This window comes from Paenibacillus solani, assembly GCF_001277345.1.
In the GTDB taxonomy this organism is placed as follows: Bacteria; Bacillota; Bacilli; order Paenibacillales; family Paenibacillaceae; genus Paenibacillus_AQ; species Paenibacillus_AQ solani.
This window is the reverse complement of the sequence record NZ_LIUT01000003.1, coordinates 313,147-336,722: the sequence shown is the minus strand read 5'-3', so window position 1 is coordinate 336,722 and position 23,576 is coordinate 313,147. Positions and strand designations below refer to the sequence as shown.

Annotated in this window: 25 protein-coding genes and 1 riboswitch; of the genes, 20 read left to right on the top strand and 5 right to left on the bottom strand. The window is 51.2% G+C overall.

Annotated features, from left to right (window positions below; genetic code table 11):
• Positions 1 to 162 precede the first annotated feature (162 nt).
• Genes cysT through AM231_RS18840 form a run of 4 tightly spaced genes read left to right on the top strand, consistent with a single transcriptional unit; the run spans position 163 to position 3,927 of the window.
• A complete protein-coding gene (gene cysT / locus AM231_RS18855) occupies positions 163 to 978 on the top strand; it encodes a sulfate ABC transporter permease subunit CysT (protein ID WP_054404006.1) in 816 nt (271 codons plus the stop codon).
• Positions 975 to 1,772, top strand: a complete 798-nt coding sequence (locus tag AM231_RS18850) for a sulfate ABC transporter permease subunit (protein WP_053491787.1) — start codon at positions 975 to 977, stop codon at positions 1,770 to 1,772. Before cysT ends, AM231_RS18850 begins: the two co-directional genes overlap by 4 nt.
• Position 1,773: 1 nt before the next feature.
• On the top strand, positions 1,774 to 2,838 hold the full coding sequence (locus AM231_RS18845; RefSeq protein ID WP_054404005.1) for a sulfate/molybdate ABC transporter ATP-binding protein: 1,065 nt from the start codon (positions 1,774 to 1,776) through the stop codon (positions 2,836 to 2,838).
• A 33-nt stretch (positions 2,839 to 2,871) separates the two neighbouring features.
• The gene (locus tag AM231_RS18840) at positions 2,872 to 3,927 is read left to right on the top strand and encodes a sulfate ABC transporter substrate-binding protein (protein WP_054404004.1); all 1,056 of its coding nucleotides are present in this window, start codon (positions 2,872 to 2,874) and stop codon (positions 3,925 to 3,927) included.
• Positions 3,928 to 4,081: 154 nt separating this feature from the next.
• Here the strand turns inward: AM231_RS18840 and AM231_RS18835 are convergent, their stop codons facing one another.
• Positions 4,082 to 4,654, bottom strand: coding sequence for a GNAT family N-acetyltransferase (locus AM231_RS18835; RefSeq protein ID WP_054404003.1), 573 nt, complete (start codon positions 4,652 to 4,654; stop codon positions 4,082 to 4,084).
• Positions 4,655 to 4,838: 184 nt separating this feature from the next.
• On the opposite strand from AM231_RS18835, the gene AM231_RS18830 reads away from it, so the two are divergent.
• The 4 genes from AM231_RS18830 to AM231_RS18815 all read left to right on the top strand — a co-directional run bounded on the left by AM231_RS18830 (position 4,839) and on the right by AM231_RS18815 (position 8,398).
• Positions 4,839 to 6,122 (top strand): serpin family protein, encoded by a 1,284-nt coding sequence (locus tag AM231_RS18830; RefSeq protein WP_242615237.1) that lies wholly within the window; start codon positions 4,839 to 4,841, stop codon positions 6,120 to 6,122.
• Between the two features lie 110 nt (positions 6,123 to 6,232).
• Positions 6,233 to 7,261, top strand: coding sequence for a TIR domain-containing protein (locus AM231_RS18825; RefSeq protein WP_053491792.1), 1,029 nt, complete (start codon positions 6,233 to 6,235; stop codon positions 7,259 to 7,261).
• Positions 7,258 to 7,491 carry a hypothetical protein gene (locus AM231_RS18820; RefSeq protein WP_053491793.1) on the top strand — a complete coding sequence of 78 codons (234 nt, stop codon included), beginning with the start codon at positions 7,258 to 7,260 and terminating at the stop codon, positions 7,489 to 7,491. The genes AM231_RS18825 and AM231_RS18820 overlap by 4 nt, the downstream gene beginning before the upstream one ends.
• 127 nt (positions 7,492 to 7,618) lie before the next feature.
• Positions 7,619 to 8,398, top strand: coding sequence for an MBL fold metallo-hydrolase (locus AM231_RS18815; protein WP_054404001.1), 780 nt, complete (start codon positions 7,619 to 7,621; stop codon positions 8,396 to 8,398).
• A gap of 114 nt (positions 8,399 to 8,512) precedes the next feature.
• On the opposite strand, the gene AM231_RS18810 is transcribed toward AM231_RS18815, so the two are convergent.
• Positions 8,513 to 8,920 (bottom strand): GNAT family N-acetyltransferase, encoded by a 408-nt coding sequence (locus AM231_RS18810; protein WP_054404000.1) that lies wholly within the window; start codon positions 8,918 to 8,920, stop codon positions 8,513 to 8,515.
• A 222-nt stretch (positions 8,921 to 9,142) separates the two neighbouring features.
• Between AM231_RS18810 and AM231_RS18805 the strand changes: the two genes are divergently transcribed.
• Positions 9,143 to 9,904: a TioE family transcriptional regulator gene (locus AM231_RS18805; RefSeq protein ID WP_054403999.1), complete on the top strand. Its 762-nt coding sequence runs from the start codon at positions 9,143 to 9,145 to the stop codon at positions 9,902 to 9,904.
• Between the two features lie 131 nt (positions 9,905 to 10,035).
• Here AM231_RS18805 and AM231_RS18800 read toward each other — a convergent pair whose 3' ends face one another.
• Together AM231_RS18800 and AM231_RS18795 are read right to left on the bottom strand one after the other, a co-directional pair.
• Complete coding sequence (locus AM231_RS18800; RefSeq protein ID WP_054403998.1) at positions 10,036 to 10,842, bottom strand: Cof-type HAD-IIB family hydrolase; 807 nt, start codon at positions 10,840 to 10,842, stop codon at positions 10,036 to 10,038.
• A 41-nt stretch (positions 10,843 to 10,883) separates the two neighbouring features.
• Positions 10,884 to 11,786 (bottom strand): DMT family transporter, encoded by a 903-nt coding sequence (locus tag AM231_RS18795; RefSeq protein ID WP_054403997.1) that lies wholly within the window; start codon positions 11,784 to 11,786, stop codon positions 10,884 to 10,886.
• A 278-nt stretch (positions 11,787 to 12,064) separates the two neighbouring features.
• Here AM231_RS18795 and AM231_RS18790 point away from each other — a divergent pair, with 278 nt between their 5' ends.
• A complete protein-coding gene (locus AM231_RS18790; RefSeq protein WP_054403996.1) occupies positions 12,065 to 12,775 on the top strand; it encodes a metal-dependent hydrolase in 711 nt (236 codons plus the stop codon).
• A gap of 87 nt (positions 12,776 to 12,862) precedes the next feature.
• Here the strand turns inward: AM231_RS18790 and lplA are convergent, their stop codons facing one another.
• A complete protein-coding gene (gene lplA, locus AM231_RS18785) occupies positions 12,863 to 13,864 on the bottom strand; it encodes a lipoate--protein ligase (protein WP_054403995.1) in 1,002 nt (333 codons plus the stop codon).
• 176 nt (positions 13,865 to 14,040) lie between these two features.
• Here lplA and AM231_RS18780 point away from each other — a divergent pair, with 176 nt between their 5' ends.
• The 10 genes from AM231_RS18780 (at position 14,041) to cobS (ending at position 23,561) form a co-directional block, all read left to right on the top strand.
• A complete protein-coding gene (locus AM231_RS18780) occupies positions 14,041 to 15,165 on the top strand; it encodes a pyridoxal phosphate-dependent aminotransferase (protein ID WP_054404272.1) in 1,125 nt (374 codons plus the stop codon).
• Between the two features lie 70 nt (positions 15,166 to 15,235).
• Positions 15,236 to 15,970: an adenosylcobinamide amidohydrolase gene (locus AM231_RS18775; protein WP_054403994.1), complete on the top strand. Its 735-nt coding sequence runs from the start codon at positions 15,236 to 15,238 to the stop codon at positions 15,968 to 15,970.
• Positions 15,967 to 16,944, top strand: coding sequence for an adenosylcobinamide-phosphate synthase CbiB (cbiB, locus tag AM231_RS18770; RefSeq protein WP_054403993.1), 978 nt, complete (start codon positions 15,967 to 15,969; stop codon positions 16,942 to 16,944). The genes AM231_RS18775 and cbiB overlap by 4 nt, the downstream gene beginning before the upstream one ends.
• Positions 16,935 to 17,582, top strand: a complete 648-nt coding sequence (locus AM231_RS18765) for a histidine phosphatase family protein (RefSeq protein ID WP_054403992.1) — start codon at positions 16,935 to 16,937, stop codon at positions 17,580 to 17,582. Before cbiB ends, AM231_RS18765 begins: the two co-directional genes overlap by 10 nt.
• 152 nt (positions 17,583 to 17,734) lie before the next feature.
• A riboswitch (cobalamin riboswitch) is annotated at positions 17,735 to 17,934 on the top strand.
• A 257-nt stretch (positions 17,935 to 18,191) separates the two neighbouring features.
• Positions 18,192 to 19,196, top strand: coding sequence for an ABC transporter substrate-binding protein (locus AM231_RS18760; protein WP_053491804.1), 1,005 nt, complete (start codon positions 18,192 to 18,194; stop codon positions 19,194 to 19,196).
• A complete protein-coding gene (locus tag AM231_RS18755; RefSeq protein WP_054403991.1) occupies positions 19,193 to 20,239 on the top strand; it encodes a FecCD family ABC transporter permease in 1,047 nt (348 codons plus the stop codon). Before AM231_RS18760 ends, AM231_RS18755 begins: the two co-directional genes overlap by 4 nt.
• Positions 20,236 to 21,096: an ABC transporter ATP-binding protein gene (locus tag AM231_RS18750; RefSeq protein WP_082341748.1), complete on the top strand. Its 861-nt coding sequence runs from the start codon at positions 20,236 to 20,238 to the stop codon at positions 21,094 to 21,096. Before AM231_RS18755 ends, AM231_RS18750 begins: the two co-directional genes overlap by 4 nt.
• A gap of 10 nt (positions 21,097 to 21,106) precedes the next feature.
• Positions 21,107 to 22,165, top strand: coding sequence for a nicotinate-nucleotide--dimethylbenzimidazole phosphoribosyltransferase (gene cobT, locus AM231_RS18745; protein ID WP_053494113.1), 1,059 nt, complete (start codon positions 21,107 to 21,109; stop codon positions 22,163 to 22,165).
• Positions 22,162 to 22,746 (top strand): bifunctional adenosylcobinamide kinase/adenosylcobinamide-phosphate guanylyltransferase, encoded by a 585-nt coding sequence (gene cobU / locus AM231_RS18740; protein WP_054403990.1) that lies wholly within the window; start codon positions 22,162 to 22,164, stop codon positions 22,744 to 22,746. Before cobT ends, cobU begins: the two co-directional genes overlap by 4 nt.
• Positions 22,743 to 23,561 (top strand): adenosylcobinamide-GDP ribazoletransferase, encoded by an 819-nt coding sequence (gene cobS / locus AM231_RS18735; RefSeq protein ID WP_054403989.1) that lies wholly within the window; start codon positions 22,743 to 22,745, stop codon positions 23,559 to 23,561. Before cobU ends, cobS begins: the two co-directional genes overlap by 4 nt.
• Positions 23,562 to 23,576 lie beyond the last annotated feature (15 nt).

The window sequence follows — 23,576 nt, the reverse complement described above, 5'->3', positions numbered from 1 at the left end:
CATTTCTATTATTTTACCCGATAAGTTGAAAAAGATGGATTGACGATCCGATTCCGTATTTGGTAAAGTATGTGTAAAGTAAAACCAAGTATACAAATAGGAAATATAAAGATGGTGTGTGGAGTCGACCGGAATGCCATCCGGAGGCGGGAGGGATACGATATGACAACATGGATTCGTCATAGAGGTTGGACTTGGGGTTTTCGAAGTACCGTGCTGCTTTATTTTCTTGCCTTGATCGTATTTCCGATCTTTGGAATATACGTGCAATCATTCTCTTCTGGCTGGACCCATTTTGCGGAGAGCATAGCGGATCCGATTGCCTGGAAGGCTGTGCTGCTTACGATTAAGCTGGGTGTCATCGCGACTCTTATCAATGTCTGTATCGGAACGATGATTGCTTGGGTCCTCATCAGATACCGATTTCCGGGAAGGACGCTGCTAAACAGCCTGGTAGACTTGCCCTTTGCGCTTCCGACAGCTGTAGGCGGCCTGATGATACTACTGCTGCTGGGACCTGGAAGCTTGCTTGGAAGCCTTGCAGAGAAGATGGGCGCCCAGATCGTGTTCCACCAGCCCGCAATTGTCATTGCTATGCTGTTTGTTACTTTTCCATTTGTGATCCGCGCAGTTCAGCCGCTCCTGGAAGAGCTGGACCCGCTGGAGCAGGAAGCTGCTTATACGATGGGAGCCTCCAAGGCAAGAACCTTCTTTAAGGTTATTCTCCCTTCGATGCTGCCGGGCATTATCAGCGGGGGAATGCTGGCCTTTTCAAGAGCTTTGGCCGAATTCGGCGCAGTAGTATTGGTTGCCGGTAATATTCCGGGTAGAACTCTGATTGCATCGGTCTTTATTTTTGGAGAGGTTGAGAGTGATAATCCGGCAGGCGCGGCTGCGGTATCGATCCTGCTCCTGACTCTATCGTTCATTATCCTGTGGGTGATAAGCACGGTACAGCAGAGGGGGAGACGGGCTTGAGACGACTTTGGATCGGACTTACGTATGTGGTATTTATCATTCTGCTCATCATTCCCTTGTCCCGAATTGCAATCGGTGCATTCGAGAAGGGGCTGGACGGATTTATGGAGGGGCTGCTGAGGCCGGAAGCCTTGCACGCTCTGATGATGACGGGCTTGATTGTAGTGCTTGTAACGCTGCTCAATGCATTGTTTGGCATCATGATGGCGCTGTATCTGGTGCGGGCCAACTGGCTTAGCCGAAGAATCAAAGGCGTTCTAAACAGCATTGTCGATCTGCCTTATGCAGTTTCACCTGTTATTGGCGGTTTGATGATCGTGCTGCTGCTTGGTCCCGACAGCATCATTGGCGGTTTTTTTGAAGGGATCGGGTTTAAAGTCGTGTATGCTTTCCCAGGCATGGTCATTGCGACACTCTTCGTTACGTTTCCGCTGATGGTTCGTGAGGTCATGCCAGTCCTGCAGGAGATCGGGCATGATCAGGAACAGGCGGCAGCAACGCTTGGCGCATATGGCTGGACAACATTTCGGAAGGTAACATGGCCGTCCATCCGCTGGGCGGTTGTGTACGGTGTGGTGCTTACGGTAGCCCGTTCATTAGGGGAATTCGGTGCGGTGCTGGTGGTGTCCGGCAACATTATGAACAAAACACAGACGGCAACAACGCTGGTGTATCAGGATGTTGAGAACTTTAATGTGGCCGCTGCGAACGGAGTTGCATTGGTATTGGCTGCCTTCTCGGTAGGGATCTTGCTGCTGATGGAATGGGCCAAAAAAAGAAAGGATGTGCAATGATATGCATGTGGAGGTTCGCGATTTAAACAAGCATTTTGGCACGTTTCATGCCGTCAAGAATGTCAGCTTTGGGATCGAGAAGGGACATCTGATCGGACTGCTGGGACCCAGCGGAGGCGGTAAAACCTCCATCCTGCGCATGCTTGCCGGGCTGGAGAATCCGGATTCCGGGCAAATTTCCTTTCATGGCCAAGTGGTGAATGATTTGCCGCCGCAGGAGCGCGGTATCGGTTTTGTATTCCAAAACTATGCCTTGTTTAAACATATGACCGTGTTCGATAATATTGCTTTCGGCTTGAAGGTGAAGAAGACCCCTAAAGCCCAAATAAAAGACCGAGTAATGGAACTGGTCGAGCTGACTGGTTTAAAAGGTTTCGAAAGCCGTTATCCGCATCAATTATCCGGTGGACAGCGTCAACGGGTAGCCTTTGCCAGAGCGCTGGCCCCTGAGCCGCAGCTTCTCTTGCTGGATGAGCCGTTCGCCGCGATCGATGCGAAGATTCGTCAAGAGCTGCGCTCCTGGCTTCGTGAGCTGATTGAGCGGGTCGGCATTACATCGATCTTCGTTACGCATGATCAGGACGAAGCGATTGAAGTCGCGGATGAGATCATGATTATAAACCAGGGTCGAGTAGAACAGAAAGGAACGCCTTGGGATATTTACAAGGAGCCAACTACACCTTTTGTCGCTTCCTTCATTGGCGAGTCGACCGTGATTTCGAGCGCTGCGGAGCTGAAAGGATTCGAGGCTGCATCTAACAAGAATGCGACGCGCGCGCTGATTCGCCCGGAATATATCGAGATTGGCAGCGAGCATGATTTCAGCGTGCTGTCTGCAACCGAGACTGGCATTGTCCGTCATTTGCATTTTCGCGGCAGCGAGTGGCTGGTAGAAGTTGAGGTTAAGGGCCATAAGCTGATCACCTACCGGTCACTGGAGAAGGAAACACTGCATCCGGGTCAAGAGGTCCGCGTCCTCGTTCACCGGGCTTATCTCTTCAATGATGAGCACAGCTGGATTGAGGAGAACCGGCTGAAGGTCGATCCGATGCCAATCATGATCTAATGGATCCAAAAATATACGAAGGGAAGTGGATTCATGCAAATCTTGAATATGAAGCGAGCCTCATCCCTGCTGGTTGGCATGGCGCTTCTCTTCAGTGTGCTCATTGCAGGATGCGCCAGTGATGAGCCTGTCAGCCAAGAAGCGATGTCCCCTGGTGAAAGAACGATCGTGCTCGGCGCGTACAGCGTAGCAAGAGATGCTCTATCAGAGATTATTCCTGCTTTCCAAGCCGAGTGGAAGGACCGAACCGGAGAAGACATACATTTTCAGGAATCCTATGAGGCTTCCGGAACACAAGCTCGTGCCATTACAGGCGGATTTGAGGCTGATGTTACACTGCTCGCCATGGAAGGGGATATCGATAAGCTGGTTCGGGCGGGACTGGTCGATCCTGCATGGAAATCACAGCCATATAACGGCATGGTAACCCGATCGATTGTCGTTCTCGGTACCCGTGAGGGTAATCCCAAAGGTATACAGGATTTTGATGATCTGACCCGACCGGACGTGAAGGTAGTGTATCCGAACCCGAAGACTTCGGGAGGTGCACAGTGGGACATTAATGCAATATACGGAGCAGGGTTGAAGCGATCCGAAGAGAAGGGGGAGCGGGACTCTGCGGAAGCAAAGTCTTTTCTTGAAGCGGTTCATCGCAATGTGGAATCGCTCGATAAAAGCGGCCGCGCATCGATGGCGGCATTCGAGTATGGAGTCGGCGATGTCATCGTAACTTATGAGAATGAGCTGCTGGCCCGAATTGCACAAGGTGTCCAGTATGACATCGTTGTACCACAGCATACGATACTGATCGAGAATCCGGCCGCTGTTGTGGAGCGGTTCGCCAAGAAGCACGGCACTCAGGATGTATCGGCGGCTTTTGTTGAGTACTTACGTACGCCGGAGGCGCAGAATATATTCGTGAAACATGGCTTCCGTCCTGTTGAAGAATCTGTTCAGGCGCAGACAAAGGATCAGTTTTCCAACCCGCCGGGACTGTTTGATATCGAATACCTGGGAGGATGGGATGAAGTTCGCGAGACGCTGTATTCCAAGCGTGGAGTTTGGTATCAGGTGCTGGCAGGACTTTGATAACGGCTTGCTGCATGATGCGCCCGTGCTTGCGAGCACCGCTTGCGTTCGGAATATGGTCTATCGTAAACAGTGAAATGCAAACACCTAAAACGAGCCTATCCAGCTTATTTCTGGAGGCTCGTTTATTTTGTATCTATGGAAAGTCAGCAACCTAACCTGGCAAGCGTGCTGTTCGTGCTTCCCATTCCTCCCGCAGGATCCCCATACGAATGGAATCATAGTAGACTCCCTTATAATATCTGCACTTGCGCATACGCCCTTCCAGCTGCATCCCAACCTTCTCAGCACAGCGCATCATTCGCGGATTGCCGGACCAGGTGGTGATACCGACACGGGCGATATCGAGATGTTGGAATAGGCATTCAACCCATAATGACAGTGCCTCTGTACCGTACCCGCCGCTCCAAAGACTCGGATCGTAAATCAGGATTCCGGCTTCCAGCCAGCGGGATGCTTCATGTTCCCAGTAGAACGTAACGATGCCAATCGTCTTTCCCTCCACTTCGATAAGCAGATCATTTGGGAAATGATCCGTTTCAAAGTCTGCATTCCACTGGGTTTCAAAAATTTCGTAGGAAATCTGCTTGAGCGGAAAATAAGGCGCGTCGTATTTTTTCCATTCCGGATTCTTCGTGCCATAGATTAATTGATATAAAACCGGGGTGTCCTCGGGCTTTCTCGATCGCAGCGTAACCTTGCTGCCTACAAGACGTATTTTTTGCATGGAAGATAGGTTCCTTTCGCTCTGTATGTAGTCAGATATGTTGTTAAATCCCAACCTTCATTGTAACGGTGATGAAGTTCATTGCCAATTAGATCTGGATATAAGATCCTATATATGAAACATTAGGTGACCTTATTCCGTCAATAGCAGGTAGATACAGAATCTGACATTGATGGGGGACAAGATGATGAGAGTAAGAAGGGTATTAACAGGTCTATGTCTGCTTCTAGGACTTACTGCTTGCGCACAGGGCAGCGGAATTCAGCCAGGGGAATCCCAAAGCAATGTGCACAGGCAGTCTAAAGTGAAGGAATTGTCGGCGCCGGAACGAAAAGAGGTATTGGGCAAGGTCGACATTGGCATGGTGAAAGCTCAGAATGATTTCGGCTTGCGACTGCATCAAGAGTTATCCAAGATAGCTGGACAGGAAAGCGACAATCTGATTATTTCTCCGTATAGCATTACGCAAGCTCTGGCATTGGCTTATAACGGTGCCGCGGGTGAGACGGCAGCCGAGATTGCTGACGTGCTTGGCTGGAAGGGCATGAATACTGCGGATATCAACGAGGGAAACCGTTCGCTGCGGTCCTTGCTGGAGAACGGGGGAGGCGTCGTGTTGAATGTCGCGAATTCCGTATGGCACAGGACAGGCCTCAAGCTGAGGAAAGCCTATATGGAGACCGTAAAGGGCGGATACAGCGCAGAGGTTAGGGAAACGGACCTTAAGCAGGAGGAGGGGATGAAGGCGATCAATCAATGGGTGAAAGAAAAGACCGGTGGAATGATCCCAACGATTTATGACCGCCCTCCGGGCGGCGCCGCTGTCCTGATCAACGCTATTTATTTCAATGGCGGATGGATGGAGGAATTTGATCCGGCACGCACGGTGGACGAACCATTCACGCTGCCGGACGGAACGCACAGATCTGTACCTATGATGAAACAGGAAGGAAGGTATGGTTACAAGGAAGGAGAGTCCTGGCAGGCCATTCGCATTCCGTATGGAGACGACCGTATGCATATGCTGGTCATTCTACCGAAAGAATCATCATCGATCCATGAGCTGCATCAGCAGTTGTGGAGGGATGCCTCCATCTGGAAGGAGGGTTATTCGTTCGAGACTGTGCAGCTTGGGCTGCCCAAGTTTAAGGCAGAGCAGGGCTTCGAACTTTCGGATAACCTCAAAAGCCTGGGAATGGTAAAGGCATTCGACTACGGCAGAGCAGATTTTAGCTCCATGGCGGAGGAGGGTGATGAATTTTATATCGATCATGTCAAACACCGGACGATTGTCGATGTCAGCGAAAAAGGGACAGAGGCCGCAGCGGTTACAGCAGTCGGGGTCGAGGCAGGTGCTGCTCCGCCGTCCGAGCCGATCGTCATGAATATCAACCGCCCTTTTTTCTTCGCCATTGAAGACCGCGATACTGGCACATGGTTATTTATGGGGTCTGTTTTGAACCCGTAGCATATACTGTACCAACCTGCATGGAGAGAATTTCCACCTAAAAATAGGCAACTTTGTTATAATGGTCAAATAATACTAAAATGTATAACAAAGGGAGAATAGGTATGCCTATGACCATGCCAAAGCCGAATTTATTCATAGGATCTTCCAGAGAAGCCATCAAGTATGCAAGGGCGATCCACGAACAGATCAAGCGTTCTGCCCAAGTGACCCCGTGGTATGGCGGAACGTTTGGGGCAAATATGTATACGATGGAAGCTTTGGAGAAACAGCTGGCGTCCAGTGATTTTGGTGTGTTCGTCTTTTCTCCGGATGATGTGGCACTCATTCGAGGCAAACATGTATTTGTCACCCGAGACAATACACTGTTTGAAATGGGGCTGTACTGGGGAAGGCTGGGACGACGAAGGGTGTACTGCATTATCCCCGATCAGGTGGAGTCAGATCACCATTCCGTACAGGATGTAATCGTTAAGGACTATCATCTTCTCTCCGACCTACAGGGAATTACTCTGCTCGAATATGAACTGCGCAGCGACGATGATTACAAATCAGCGGTAGATGTCGCCTGCGGGCATATTCTGAATGCGATCGAAAGGGAAGGGTTCTATAACAACCCGAGTGCCGTGATTGAGGAGAAGGATGCTGAGCTTAGGCGCAAGCAAAGCGTGCTGCATTTTTTCTGGGAATATAACCGTCATGTGCATGTGAGCGATCAAGAGGAAAAATACCATGCCTTAAGCGAAGCTGTGCGAAATTCTTTGCTGCCGCCGGCAGCAGGGGGATTCAGGGTGACCGGAGCCGCTTTCTGGGCACGAAAAGATGAAGGCATTGCCCAAATTGGGGGTAATGTAGGTAGAGGACGGTATTTCCCGTTCGATGGGAAAAAGGAGCATTCGCTAAGCAACCAGTCGATTTACGTGATGGATGTCTATAATAGTGGAAAATGGGCATTTTATCACGAAGAGGAAGTTGCGCAGGTGTATGTGTTCTGCTATCCTTTAGGAGTAAATCATGTATTGTCCGTGCATTTTACGGGAGATGAGATTCTTACGGATGAAGATCTCGCGGGTGTTGTGGAACAGAATCGCGAGCTGCTTCGTACCATTAGGCATTTAGTTGGAGGGGATTCGTCGTGAGCAGGAATGAGAAGAAGAGAACTTCAGGTCATCCACAAGGGTCCGCCAATGGCAGCTGGGTGGTTCGTGGACCCGTACCGATGATGAGTACCGTGAAATCCCGGAAACGTTCGGTAAGACGACCAAGCAAGAACAGCGTATACGTTGGTCCTTCCGTGGAAGGTGTAGATAAGAAGTACGTCAAGGTCATCAGCGGAGCTGTTGACGATAATAAACCTTCATTTGCTTAATGAGCGGGTAGAATAATCGCATCGTTATGCAGAAATGACGAAAGACCGTTTCGGGATGATCCCGGCGGTCTTTGTTGTTTCATATACGTAACTGGGAGATTCCAATCAACATACATGGGGGATGGCTATGAGTGGAGATACATTAACTTTTTTGGGAACTGGAGATGCCATGGGTGTCCCACGGGTATACTGCGATTGTGACGTATGTACGGAAGCCCGGGATAAAGGCGTTAACCGGCGTTTACGATCCTCGGTGATGGTGGATTGCGGGGAAACTTTTTTTATGATCGACTGTGGACCTGATTGGCGCGTCATGATGGAACGGCTTGGGAAGCGAAAGATGAGGGATATGTTAATTACGCACGCTCACTTTGATCATATCGGCGGCCTTCCGGAATGGAGCGATGCCTGCAGATGGCAGAGGGAGAAGGGAAGATTATACGCGCCCTCCGAGGTACTGTACCAGATAATGCGCCAGTATCCATGGCTTTCGCGCCAAATGGACATGACGGCCGTGGATGATGGCATTACTCTTGGCGGATGGGAGATTTGCTGTTGGAAGGTAAATCATGGTCAGAACGGGTATTCATACGCCTACCGATTCCAGAAGGAGGGGTATATTTGGGTATACAACTCGGATTCGATTAATCTGAGCCCTGCAGAAAAAGAACCTTTGAAAGGTGTGGATTTGCTGGTGCTGGGGACAAGCTTTGTTCATGAAACCGCCGCTTTCGAAAGCCGCTCCGTCTATGACATGAAGGAAGCGGCTGAGCTCATATCGGAGGTGAAGCCTGGCCAGACGGTGTACACCCATATGTCGCATGACGTAGACGTTCGACAAGAATTGCCGCTGCCCGCAGGGGCCCAGGTGGCGATGGCAGGCATGACCGTGAGCTTAAATAAATGAAAATATTGAGGTAGCAGGGCATGCGTGCGGCTCGATTGTTTCCATGCAGTGAGGCTTCAGCGCGGACATGCGGCAGGGTTGCCGCTTTAAGTCGCGCTTGTAGGGATCATTTCCTTACAGGAATCTGGCCATGCCATACCGTTCAGGGTACAGCAGCTTAAAGCCGGCATTCTGATACAGCTTGATTCCGGGAACGTCTGTGATGACGGTGATCTCTGCACCGCTTGGCGCTATTTTTTCCAAGTGTTTCATCAGCTCGGACACGAGCATTTCCTCAATGCCGTGATCCCGGTAGGGTATCGCGACCATAATATCCACCAGTTGAAAATAGAAAGCGCCATCGCCAACGACTCTCCCCATACCGATCAACCGGTTATTGTCGTCTCGGATGAGAACGGATAATAAGCTGCGGGGGAGGGCTGTCTCTGCGACTGTTTTCTCCACCTCAGGCAGCCCTGCCTCTACTCTGAGATCCATATATTCCTTGCTCTGTGGAAAATCCTCGGTTATGTGTTTATTCATTACGATTAGCCTCCCGCTGTTAAGAATGAGTTTAACTTGATTTCACACCATCAATATACAACATTGATGCAAGTGAGAAGGCGCTAAACACCGAATTCAATCCACTCTAGGGGATGAATTGCATAGACTTTGTCATAGCACTTTAAGGTTTAGATTCAAGGTTTGCCTATGCCTAGTAATTCTGGTAAAGTAGGTTCTCGATCTTGAACAAGGGGGGACGACATGCATTACTACAGACCGAAGGATATCGCCAAAGAGCTGCGTATCAGTACAAGTGCTTTAAGGCATTATGAGTCTATGGGAGTGGTGCCCTCTCCTGAGCGAAACGAGAAGGGATACCGTCTCTATACGCATTTACATTTGGCCTACTTCCGATGCCTGCGGGCCATGTTCCCCGCGTACGGTTACCCGATTACATATGATGTGATTCGCCACATCCAGAAGAGGGAGATGGAGGAAGCCCTCTGGATTGTGAATGCGGAGCAAGTTAAACTGCAGCAGGAGAAAACCGTTGCCGACGATACGCTTGCCCTGCTCGAGAATCCAGAGCTTGACAGCATCAAGAATAAACGTTTGAAAGCCCATATGACGATTGGTGAGGTGGCCGAACTGAGCGGCGTGGAATCATCTGCGATCCGCCACTGGGAGAAGGAAGGGCTGATCACCCCAGATCGAAATCCCAAGAATGGATATCGGCTGTACAGCCCCTCACATGTCAGGCAGATCATGCTGATCTGCTCGCTAAGACGAACGGTGTATTACCTGGAGAGTATTAAGGATATTATTCAAGCTGTGGAGCATCAGAGTATTGAACAGGCCAAAAAATTGGTGCGCGAAGCGTTGTCCATCATTCATCAACGGATTCGGCAGCAATTTAACGGCATTCATAAATTGATGGAGCTATGTATGGAGTTAGGCTTGCTGGATTTCAATGATGCAGCTCTTCTGAAGCCGATTCTAACTTTTAACCCCGACCGGGATTGATGGATATGCGTCGAGAAGTTTCTGCTGACTCAGCACCGGTAAGAAGCGGTCTAGGGCCATTAACTGACATGAAGAAGCCCCCACGGATATCGTGGAGGCTTATTGTTGTGCTTTCTATTTTGTTGCGTAGATTAAACTTGGTTAAGCACAAATTTATCAATGACGTGCTTCACGCCGTCTTCGTTATTCCCTAGCGTAACATAATCGGCAATCGCTTTAAGCGGCTCGATGGAATTTCCCATGGCAACGCCAAGCCCGGCTGCTTCGAGCATTTCGTGATCGTTCCAGGAGTCGCCGACAGCGATGGTTTCCTTGAGATCGCAGCCGAAATGATTAGCAAGGAAGGTGAGGGCATGTCCTTTGGTGCCTTCCTTATGCATGAATTCCAGAAAATGCGGCTTGGATTTGGTAATATGAACATCCTCCCCAAGCAGCTCACGGAATATAGGAATCAATTTATCGAGATAATCGGGATCATCGATAATGAGCATTTTTGGTGTCGGCTTTTGAACCATCGTCAAGAAATCAGGCTCGATATAATACGGCGTCCGGTTCAGGGCACAGTAATCTTTAAGCTTTTGATTCTCTTCGCGGGCATAGAGCTTGTCATCGACGTAGGTTTGAAGATGCAGATTGTGCTCCACGCAGTATTCAAACAGCTTCACGGCAGCGTCAACGGGAACGAAGCGTTCATAGAGAACTTTCTCGTCGAGCAGATTTTTAATCAGCGCGCCCTGATAGGTAATGATAGGCACGTTGAGTCCGGTTTGACGGGCGATCGCTTGGGCTGATGCATAGGCACGTCCGGTTGCCAGTGTCACAACGACACCATGGGCGACCGCTTGCTCAAGCGCCTGCTGGACGCCGGGAGTTACTTCTTTATCGTCATTGATCAAGGTGTCGTCAATGTCGATGGCCATCAATTTGTAAGTAGTCATAGTTATCTCTCCTTCTGATGCTGTCTATGTCTCTTCTAACTCTATTTTACCTTTTGTGGCGCAGACTTCAATTCCGCAATCATCATCCCCGCCAAAATACACAGACAACCGATGCCCCCGATGAACGTAAGCCGTTCACCCGCAAACAGGATTCCGGTGATTGCCGCGAATACTGGCTCCATTGCATAGATGATAGCCACTCTGGAAGGCGAGGTATATTTCTGGCAGACCGTTTGAATCCAGAAAGCGAATGCGCTGGTAGGTCCGATGGATATGGCCAGTGCCCACAGCACGTCCGGCTTTGTCAACTTGTCGATCATCTCAGATGTATTACCAACCTGCTCGGTCCATGCAGAAGCCACCAAGCTGAGTATCCCTACAACGGCCATCTGGAGAGCCGCCAGCACTAGAGAGGGGTACCGCCCTGCATATACGCCTGTATAACCGATATGTAGGGCAAAGCCGATGGCGCAGACAAATACGAGCAAATCCCCTTTATTTAAGCTCATGCCGGCTCCGGTGAAGGTAAGCAAATACAGGCCTGATGCTGCAAGCAATGCACTGAGCCAGGTAAATCTTGAGATGGCATGCTTTAGCAGGACATAGGACAGGAAGGGAACCAATACGACGGACAAACCGGTAATGAACCCTGCATTGGACGTGGTTGTGTAGAGAAGACCAGCCGTTTGAAAAGCGTATCCTATGAACAAAAAAAGACCCAGCAAGCAAGCATGCAGCAGCATTTTACCCGATATTTGCTTCCACTGGCTCCGGTAAAATACGGTGATGATCAAAGCCAGAAGCAGGGCTGCTCCCAGAAAGCGGACCGAATTAAAGGCCATGGGCGGAAGCACGCGTACCGCATGCTGGACGATGAGGAATGTGGAGCCCCACATCATAGCCACAAGAAGCAGGCTGATATCGGCAATTCGTGAGCGATTCACTAGGTAGTCATCCTTTCGAGAAAGTGTGCAGCTCTTGATGAGATTTCCAAACAAATGTACCCAGATTCACATTTTAAACAAGTGATCAAATTGTATCCCATAACAGGGATTCGGACAACTATTTTTGCACCCGGAAAAAGTGGAAGGGGTAGACAAAAAGAGGATGATTTTGCTATACTAATAAACCGAACATATATTCTCGTGAACCTGGGCTATCGGACGAACGACCGACAAACGATCCATAGTCGACACACAGCTTAGAAAGGAAGATCGTCATCATGATGGGCAGAGCTCATTTGATTATTAGCACAGGGGTCGCTTTATCCGTAATGGGCATGAGTGGAGTTCCTGTTACATTGCCCGCTGCCGCAGTCGCTCTGGTTAGCTCGCTTCTTCCCGACATTGACGAGCCTAACTCCCTGCTGGTTCGCAATGCTATTCCCTCCGGGCTTTTGCGAATTCTGCAGCTAGCCATGATTGGTGCCGCGATATTCGTTGTCTTTTACGGCAAAGAGTATGCCCCTTGGAACATCGCACTGGCCGGACTCATCGGGATCGTCTCATACCTGCCCAGCCGAACGCTGCGTCATATTGTCATGTTCCTCATTGGTCTTGGATTGATATCCTTCGGCCAAAGCTTCAGCCCATGGAATACCATCGCAGGCAGCGTACTGATTGCAGGCTCTTTGGTGACTCATAGGGGACTTACACATACCATTTATGCCGCTGCCGCTTGGACGGGCCTGCTCTATTTTGCGTCGCAGGACAAGACTGGCGGAGAAAGTCTATGGTTTGCCGGGGGATTATCCTATTCCATTCATTTGCTCGCAGATGCACTGACCAACCGCGGAATTCGTCCGCTCCCGCCGTTTAAATGGAGAATTAAACTGAAAATCATGAGCACCGGAAGCAAATGGGGACGTATGGTAGAGAATGTCTGTATTGTCCTGACCCTTGTCCTTGTTTGGTATGTATTTATGGCATCTTGAGCCGAAGTACTCTGTTACAGATGAAAAAGCCTCCCATCCCTATACGTGCAGCACAGGGACAGGAGGCTTATTTGGCTGCGAGGAGCTTTATTCCTCTAGAAAGATGAGGCCGATCAGATCGTCGAACTCAAGGTTGCCGAAGTAATGCTTGACGTCAATCTCGGATAGGGCGGTGCGCACTGCCGTTTCTTCATACCGTTTACCGCGCAGCAGGTTCTCGATATCCGTGACGTCGCCGACACCGAAGAAATCGCCGTAAATTTTGATCTCGCCGATATGTCCTTCACGGATGTCCATGCGAATATCGATAATTCCCACCGGAAACTTCTTGGCATGCTTCACATTGCTCTCAGGTGACAGTCCGTAGTTCCAATCCCAGTTCTGGTAACGTTCCTTTGAGATCTGGTTGATAACCTCCCAGTCCTTCTCTTGAAGCACGTATTGTGGCACTTGGTCCGGCTCCATACCGAAGATGGAGCGGAGCAGTTCCGCACGGAACTGTTCAATGGTCATATCAGTGCCCAGCAGTTCCTTGATGTTGGCAACACGGCTGCGGACGGATTTGGTGCTCTTGGATTTGAATTTTTCCGGATTGGCATTCAGCGAGGCTTGTACATCATCCAGATTTAGATCAAACATCAGCGTGCCGTGGCTGAACATGCGCCCGCGTGTAGAGAACTGTGCGTTCCCCGAAATTTTCTTCTCACCGACCTGCAGATCATTTCGACCGCTGAGCTCAGCAGGGACACCCATCTTCTGCAAGAAATCGATGACCGGCTGTGTAAACTTCAGAAAGTTATGAAAGGACTGGCCGTCATCCTTCGTAATGAAGCTGAAATTCAAGTTGCCGAGATCATGATATACGGCTCCGCCACCGGACAAGCGGCGAACAATCTGAATGTTGTTATCGCGAACGTATTCCTGATTGATCTCTTCAATCGTATTCTGATGCTTTCCGATGATAATGGAAGGCTTGTTGATATAAAAGAGAAGGTAGCTTTCGTCCGTAGACAAGTGCTTTAAGGCATATTCTTCAATCGCTAGGTTAATGGATGGATCATGGATCCCCTGATTATCGATAAATAGCATAGTACCCTCCGTCGTCACGATTCTAAATATGATGCTTCCAGACTATTGTAAACCAATTTCAAGACAGAGACAAAGCATTCCATGTTGACGAGCCAGGGACGGTAGCGACATAATGATGGCATTACATAACCGGCAGGGCTTGCAAGAGCCAGGACATGGATACGAAAGGAGCCCTTATGGACGATAAACAACAACCCTTGATTGAGGTGTACGGCCACGGAGGGGATGTGGAGACGGCCGCCGCCGCATTTGGAAGGAGTGCCGGAGATTTTCTGGATTACAGCGCCAATATTAACCCGCTCGGGCCGCCGCCAGGAGTGGTGACGGCCTTACAAGAGGGGATGAGTGCCGTCATACGTTATCCAGATCCGGGACACCGCAATTTTAAGGAGCGATTGGCAGCAGAGCTGGATACCGATACGCAGTGCATTCTTGTTGGCAACGGAGCGGCAGAGTGCATGGCGCTGCTGCTGATGGGCCTGCAGCCAGGAAAGGTCGGCGTGGTCGACCCGTGCTTTTCCGAATACCGTGAGTTGTCTTCAAAATTCGGTTCGGATATCTGCTCTGTATGTGGTCATCCTGAGCAGGACTGGCGTGCGGACAAGGCGGATGTGCTGAAATTGTTGGCTCGCACGGACCTCTTGTTTTTGGGACAGCCCAACAATCCGAACGGCGTTCAGTACAGTCTTGAAGATATTCGCGAATTCGCGGCATGCGCAGAGGAGGAAGGGACCTGGTTGGTGCTGGATGAAGCCTTTATCGATTTCATTCCACTTGAAGACAGACAGACACTGATGCCGGAGCTTCAGAACTATTCACGGACGATTATTGTCCGATCGATGACCAAGTTTTATGCGATTCCGGGTCTGCGTCTGGGGTATACAGTTGCGCATCCTAATGTGATACGCAAGATGGCGGGTAAGCAGGTTACCTGGAGCGTTAATGGTCTGGCGCTGCTTGCGGGAGAGGCTTGTCTTGGCAGCGGAAGGGAATACGAGCAGCATACGTTGCAATTGATTGGGGCAGAACGCGAGCAGCTTATACGGGGGTTACGTGAGCTAGGGCTTGACGTTACGCCGGGGGAGGCCAATTTTCTGCTTATCGAGCTGCCCCAGCCATGGACTGCCGAAACATTTCAGAAGGAGATGGGTATCCGCGGAGTACTTGTCCGCAGCTGTGCCATGTATCCGGGACTAGGTGAGCGTCATATCCGGTTAGCCGTAAAGGATGCCGATGCTAACGGCAGGCTGCTTGTCATCATATCGGAGGTTCTTGGAATTTCTTTAGCAGACGCAACCTAAGCAATCGACGTCAACTCAAGATGTTCGGGAACAGAGGAATTTAGCTTATAGAGAGTAGGGAGAGAGGAACATGGCAGTACCTTTTCTGAACAGCAGGAATCGCCTGTATCGTTCAATGGCGTGGCCCGAAGCGGTGGTGTCTCTGGAATCGGAGCTGGAACAGCCGCATATCCGGATATCGTTACCCGGACGGGCTGCGTCCATAAGCAGCGCCATATATGGCGGTGGATTTGTCCAGTTGGACCATATCGTGAACCGTTATGTGGACAAGCATTACGATTGCAGTGACCCGATAAACGATATGTCTAACTTTATGGCTGCTCACGGCTATCCGGATGAATCTTCAGCGGGATTGATGACAGCGGTGAAGCTGAAGTACACTTCCATTCGTGAGGAGCGGTGTGAGCAAGCGTCCATTCTATGCTGCACCACCGCCGGTGTAGGCAACGCGGCCCGCGCAGGGGCGAGCCGCACGACCTTCGCTGCTTACCAGCCGGGCACAATCAATATCATATTGATGATCGATGGGATGTTAACACCCGGCTGCATGCTGAATGCTGTTCTGACGGCGACGGAAGCGAAGGCCGCAGCGCTACATGATTTGAACGTGTTAGATCATGAAACCGGGGCCCTTGCGACCGGAACGACGACGGACGCGATGGTCCTGGGAGTCAGCGGCAATACAGCGTATGGCGTGAACCATCATTATGCCGGTACTGCGACCGATCTTGGCGGCATGATCGGTCGTCTTGTCTACGAGAGTGTCACGGAAAGCATCGTCTCCGATAGAGAGGACCGGGTATGACCGTCGTGTGGGTCATTTGGGCAGCGGTCGTGCTGGACTTGCTGATCGGGGATCCGAGATGGCTCCCCCATCCCGTTATTGGCATGGGGAAAGTCATTCGCCGAGTTGAAGCCGGGATACGCCACTGGACGAAGACTGAACAGGGACAGAAGCGAGCGGGTATTCTGCTGCCGGTGATCGTAGTCGGCGGCTCCTTCGCGCTGGCATGGCTGCTGCTGGAGCTGTGTGCAGCGATTCATCCATGGCTTGCGTGGGGAGTTGAGATCGTGCTTATTGCGACTACGATTGCTATCAAGGGGCTGCGTGAAGCCGGACTGGAGGTCTACAGTCATCTTCGAGCAGGCCGCATCGCGGAGGCCCGGCAGGCGCTCAGCATGGTGGTCGGGAGAGACACCGGCCATCTGGATGAGCCGGAGATTGTGCGGGGAACGGTGGAGACGGTGGCAGAGAATATCGTGGATGCGGTTATCGCTTCGCTGTTTTTTGCCATGATCGGGGGAGCACCGCTAGCGATGGCCTATCGGGCCGTGAACACGCTTGACTCCATGGTTGGTTATAAAAACGAGAAGTACCAACATATCGGCTGGGCATCCGCCCGCCTGGACGATCTCGCCAACTGGATACCGGCTCGTTTGACCGCTGGGCTGTTGACCATCGTGGCTGCGATGTTGTCACTCCAATGGAAAAAAGCGATCAAGATCATCAGAAGGGATGCGCGCAAGCACCCCAGTCCGAACAGCGGCTTCCCGGAATCAGCCGTTGCCGGTGCCTTAGGCATCCGTCTGGGGGGCGAGAATTCCTATCAGGGTGTTCTGTCATTTCGGGCCTATTTGGGCGATCCCGAACGTCCGCTTGAAGCGGAGGATATTCGGATGACAAACCGGCTGCTGCTGGGCGTTTCGGTACTGTTTACGATACTGGGGACCGCTGCGCTTGGGGGTATTGCCGCAGCAGGAGGAAGGCTATGGATATGAGGATTATTCTGCATCTGGTCCGTCATGGCCGTACGTTGTGGAACGAGGAACGCCGTTATCTCGGTCACGAGGATCAGGGGATCCTGATGGAAGGAAGACAGCAGCTTCTCCCTCTGCGGGGGAGGTATTTTGCCAAGGGATTTGCCCGGATCTATTGCAGTGATCTCCTGCGATGCAGGCAGACGTTGAACGTGATCCTGTCGGACTCCAACTTAGCAGCTGTTCCCAATGAAGAAGTTCCAGGCGAGTTTATACCGGGCGTGGAGTATGATCTGCGGCTGCGCGAGCTCGATTTCGGAGATTGGGAAGGGAACACATATGAAGATTTGAAGTCGGATCTCTCTTATCGCCGCTGGATTGATAATCCTGCTGAGGTCACGCCGCCGAATGGAGAGAGCTGGGAGGCATTCCGCTCTCGGGTTCAGGCATTCTTGACAGGATTATATTATGGTCTGGGTACACAGCGGGCGGAACCTGAAGTGCTGGTGGTCACGCATGGTGGCGTTATCCGGCAGATCGTTGCAGCAACCCTTCCGCATACGGAATTTTGGGCGACATCGGTGTCCCCAGGCGAGGCGCTCACGCTGCAGTTGACATGGGATGGACAACAGTGGCAAGGCGTACGGTTAAGCGAATAAATGAAATTGTATGATATCGGTTCGGAATGGACGATAACAGGATAAATCGGTATCATTATACATTTGAATTGAACGAAACTTTCAGTTGTAAGCGAAGGGTTTATCGCCTATAATCTTGGGCAGAGAAACCATGCTTGGCCGAATATACATAAATTCATAAGTTTTGCGAGGGTCCCGTACAGAGGGCGTAAGTCTTCTGCCGGGTTAATAGGGAAGCCGGTGCAAGTCCGGCACGGTCCCGCCACTGTGAAGCAGGGACTTCTCCATATGCCACTGAGCGATAGCGCTTGGGAAGGCGGAGAAGTCGTTACAGCCTGCAAGTCAGGAGACCTGCCCTCGACAAATGAATGACGGTCCTTCGAGGAGAGGATTACGTTTGCCTGACCCGCACAGTATGTGTGGGCGGAAGTTTAAGGCGCTATCTGTGAATGATCATCCAGATGACCTTATATTAAAACGTAATCCCTGAGTCCTTCTAAACGAGGAATCAGGGATTTTTGCTTCTTTGGAGTATGACAATTGATGTTTTCTTCCCAGGTAAGGATCGGTCGAAGGAATTTAGATACAATGCGCCAGGTTCTCAATTATGTTCTAGGAGGATTTCAAGAGATGAAAGCATTAAACAAAACATGGTCCATACTTCTGGTAGCCATACTGATGGCCCTGGCCTTGGTTGGTTGTGGGGACAAGGAAGCTGCACCAAAAGAAACAACACCGCCGGCACAACAGGAAGCGCAGACAAACGAAGAGCCTGCTGATTCCAGTGCAGAACTTAAAACGACGTATCCATTAACCGTTACCGATTCAACCGGAGTTGAAATGACGTTTGAGCAAGCACCGGCCAAAATCGCGTCCCTGGCACCGTCCGAGACGGAGAAACTGTTTGCACTCGGACTGGATGATGAGATTGTAGGCGTATCGGACAACGATGATTATCCGGAAGCTGCTAAATCCAAGCCTAAACTCGGCGGGTACCAAGTAAATGAAGAGGCGATTATCGCAGCTGATGCCGATGTTGTATTTGCTGCTTCGATCAATGCCCAAAATGCCGAGAAATTGCGTGAGCTTGGCGTTACCTTGTTTGTTAATGATCCGAAAACCGTCGATGCGGTTATGGAGAACATTGAATTAATTGGCCAGATTACAGATCGCCAAGCGGAGGCTAAATCGGTTGTTGACCAGATGAAGCAGGAACTGGACAGTGTAACTGAAGCTGTGAAATCCGTGAAGGATGAAGATAAGAAGAAAGTATATGTGGAATTCTCTCCAGGCTGGACCGTCGGTAAAGGCGAGTTTATGGATGAGATCATCAATCTTGCCGGTGGTATCAACGCAGCCGGAGATACGGAAGGCTGGTTTGAAATCAGCGAGGAAAATATAATTGCAGCGAACCCGGATGTCATTCTGTATACGGATGATGTTGTGGATGAAGCAACCAAAAAAACATTGGACCAATTGATTAAAGAGCGCGGCGGCTGGGATCAGATCGAAGCCATTAAGAACGATCAGGTAATTGCGGTGGATGCCAACCTGCTGAGCCGTCCAGGTCCCCGTGTGACACAAGGACTGATTGAAGTAGCGAAGGCTGTTTATCCGGAACTGATGAATCCATGAGTAAAAAACTTGCAGGATTCGGTGCGGCCGGCCTGATCCTATTACTGTTAACCTTGGTTGTCAGTCTCGGAATCGGTTCTGTGCACCTGCCTGTGAGAGAGATTGGGGCGATGCTGCTGCACCGGCTGCCGGGCATCGGCGATTCCATCGTTCCGAACTGGGAAGCTTCATCCGAGCAAATCTTAATGAAGGTCAGATTGCCGCGCATATTGCTGGGGATGCTCGTAGGAGCCTCCCTGGCGATTGCCGGAGCCGCTTTTCAGGGCGTATTACGAAATCCGCTGGCGGATCCGTTCACGCTTGGTGTATCCTCGGGTGCTGCTCTTGGGGCGGCATCTCTTATTTTTTACGGAATGGAATACTCCTTTGCCGGAGGCTATACGCTGCCGCTTGTAGCGTTTCTCACCGGGGCAGGGACTCTGTGGGTCGTTCTTCTGCTAGCGAGGGATCAAGGAAAGCTGCCCATCCATGGGTTGATCCTGTCGGGCGTCGTAATGCAGTCGTTTCTGGGCGCGGTGGTTTCGTTTCTAACTGTAATGTCCAAAGATACGGTAAACCAGATCCTTTATTGGACCATGGGGAGCCTGAGCATGCGTGGATGGTCGTATACGGCCATCCTTTTCCCGTATTTTATCGCAGGTTTTATATACTTATGGAGCAGGTCGCGGGCGCTTAATATTTTGTCGCTAGGAGAACGGCAGGCCGCTCATATGGGAGTAAATGTGGATCGGCTGAAAACCAGTGTGCTGATCGTTGCAACCCTGCTTGCCGCTGCAGCTGTGTCGGTATCCGGCGTTATTGGGTTCGTAGGACTGGTTGTGCCGCATATGATCCGCTTGATTACCGGCTCCGATTACCGCGTCATTGTTCCGCTATCGGCTTTGGGTGGAGCCATATTCATGGTCTGGTGCGATACGGCGGCAAGGTCCGTGCTGGCTCCAATGGAAATCCCGCTGGGGGTAGTGACGGCGTTTATCGGTGCTCCGTTCTTTGCGTATCTGCTGTACCGGAACAAAAAACGGCGCAGGGAGGCGTTAACATGATCACAGCCCGCGGACTTGGCAAAGCGTATGGCAAAATGCCTATTCTCGCAGGAATGGACCTTCATATTGGCGAAGGAGAATGGTGGGGAATCATTGGTCCGAACGGAAGTGGTAAGTCCACCCTCATGCAGCTGCTATCCGGTGTGGAGAGCCCTACGGAAGGAAATGTTACCCTCCTGGGCAGGGAGCTTGGGAGTTATGGCCGAAAAGCATTAGCACGGATCGTAGCGGTGCTTCAGCAGGAAGGTCTGGAGCCCACGGATTTTACGGTCCGTGAGGTACTGGAGATGGGACGATTCCCGTTCCTGAATTGGCTGGGCCGCGAGGAGAAGGATGCGGAGCCGCTTATCGAAGCTATCATCAAAAAGCTGGACCTTAACGGTCTGGAGGAACGGCGGCTTACCGAGTTAAGCGGCGGACAGCGTCAGCGTGTCGCTCTTGGCAAGATCATGGTTCAGGAGCCTTCACTGCTGATGTTGGATGAACCGACAACCTACCTGGATATCCGCTATCAGCTTCAGTTCATGGATATGGTGGCAGAGTGGCGGAACACGTCCGGTATAACGGTGATCAGCGTACTGCATGACCTGAATCTGGCAGCGCAATTCTGCGATAAGCTGCTGGTGCTCGACCAGGGTAAGATCGCAGGGATCGGAACGCCGGAGGAGGTGCTGACTGCTGCTTATATCCGCCGGATTTTTCGGGTAGAGCCCGCCATTGTGACCCATCCCGAGAATGGAGCACCGCAGGTATTGTTAACAGCGAATCGTGCATCCTACGCAGGGGGATTGCCGCATATCGACCCGGGATGTAAGATGGAGGCAGAAGAGGAAGGGGATCGTTTCATTGACCAATAACATCAATGACATGATGGATACTTTGCATCGCATCACGTCTGACATTAAACCGTTGAATACAAAAGTACAGGCCGAAACAGCCGCTTATTTGGATACATTGACGAAGCCTCCGGGGAGCTTGGGCAAGCTGGAATCGCTCGCCATCCAGTTAGCCGGAATTACGGGGCAAATGAAACCTACGCTGGCCAAAAAATCGGTTGTCGTCATGGCTGGAGACCACGGAGTCTGCGAAGAAGGAATCAGCGCGTTCCCGGCTGAGGTGACACCTCAGATGGTCATAAATTTTCTAAATGGAGGGGCTGCCGTTAATGTGCTCGCCCGTCAAGCGGGAGCAGACGTTCATTGTGTGGATATCGGCGTAGCGACCGAGCTGAACCATGAGAAGCTCCTGTCCCGTAATATTGGCAGAGGTACAGCTAATATGGTCAAAGGCCCCGCTATGACGCGTGAAGAAGCGCTCCAATCTCTAGTTACAGGAGCAGAGGTGGCGGCAGAGCTTGTGTCGCAAGGTACGCAATTGTTCGTGACCGGAGAGATGGGGATCGGAAATACGACCCCTAGTGCAGCTATTTTCTCGGTACTGTCAGGTAGGCAGCCATCCGAGGTCGTAGGTCGCGGAACTGGCGTAACCGATGAGCGGCTAAGCCATAAGATTCAAGTAGTTGAACAGGCCATACAAGTCAATGCGCCACAAGCCGAAGATCCAATCGATGTGCTGGCCAAGGTTGGAGGATATGAAATCGGCGGCTTGGCTGGACTTATTCTTGGCGCGGCAGCCCACGGGTGTCCAGTATTGATTGACGGGTTTATATCGAGTGCGGCTGCCCTGGTAGCCAAATCCATCTGCCCAGAGGCCTTGTCCTACATGATCGCTTCCCATGTGTCGCATGAGCAGGCTCATGTACTCTTGCTCGAAGAGCTGGGTCTTCATCCAATGCTGCAAATGGATATGCGTCTTGGAGAAGGGACAGGCGGGGTGCTGTGTCTGCATTTAGTAGAAGCAGCGTGCAGAATTATGAGTGAGATGGCGACGTTTGAGAGTGCCGGAATTAGTGGAGGAGCCGTATGAGTCAACAAGGAAGTGTGTTGGTAACCGGGGGGGCGAGAAGCGGGAAGAGTTCATTCGCGGAGAAGCTGTGCATGAAGCGGGCCGATTCCGGCATGTATGTGGCGACAGCGCAAGCCTATGACGATGAGATGCGGGAACGGATCCGAATTCATCAAGACCGCCGGCATGATTCGGCCTATGCTTGGGAGACTGTGGAGGAGCCTGTTGCTCTGCCAGAACTACTGGATACGCTTGGCGAGGGTGAGTCTCGATCTAATGCACCTGCGGTGGTTGTGGACTGCCTTACCCTATGGCTCTCGAATGTGCTGCTGCAGGCCGAACCCGAGGGAACGGCTGCCATGGAAGAACGGTTGAGACTTCAAATCGGCAGATTGGCAAGGGCGGTGCAAATCTATCCGGGCATGATCATCCTGGTGACTAACGAAGTGGGTTCAGGGATTGTACCGGAATATCCTTTGGGCCGAATATATCGTGACTGGGCAGGGATTATGAACCAGAGGCTGGCCGAAGTCTGTGATGAGGTCTTCGTGGTGACTGCGGGCATCCCGATGGAAATCAAGAGCAGGGAGTATCTGATATGAGCAAGATGTTCGAAGCGGCTGCGGCCGCTTTTCAATTTTTATCCAGGCTTCCGATTAGAAGGGAGGTTCCTTTTACGCCGGAAGTTCAACAGCGGAGCGTCATTTTTTATCCATTGGTGGGGGCGGTCATAGGTTTTATTGTTGTAGGATTGGGACTGGGCCTAAGCTTTGTGCTGCCTTCCTTTCCAGCCGCAGTCATCATGCTGGTGGTATGGGTAGCCTTGACGGGTGGGCTGCACCTCGATGGCTGGATGGACAGCGCTGATGCATTGCTGAGCTATCGTTCACGTGAACGGATGCTGGAGATCATGAAGGATAGCCGCGTTGGGGCGATGGGCGTTATCGCCTGTGTACTGCTGCTTCTCCTAAAGACGTCCTTGATCATGTCGGTATGGGAATTAGCTGGTGGAACATGGAGACAAGAAGTTATGCTCCTGATGCTCGCTCCAATCTGGAGCCGCTGGTTTATGGTTCATGCCATGTATCGCTTTCCCATGGCACGGGGGAGCGAGGGGCTTGCTGCTCTATTTCACGGACTGACCGGGAGAAAGAGATTGCTGGCAGGCGTAATGGCGCTCCTGTTAACGCTGGTCATTTTAGGCTGGAATGTAATCACAGGCTTCTCGCCCAAGAGTTGGTGGATAGGGGGAGGAGGCCTGATAATACCGTTCATTGCTTGGGCTGCGGGAAGTTTGGCGGCTGGCCGAATGAGCCGAAGACTTGGCGGATTGACGGGGGATACTTACGGCGCATTGAATGAGCTCATCGAAACGGTCATATTGATTTATCTGGTTCTGCTCTTGTCGCACACTTGATACGATAAACGAAGA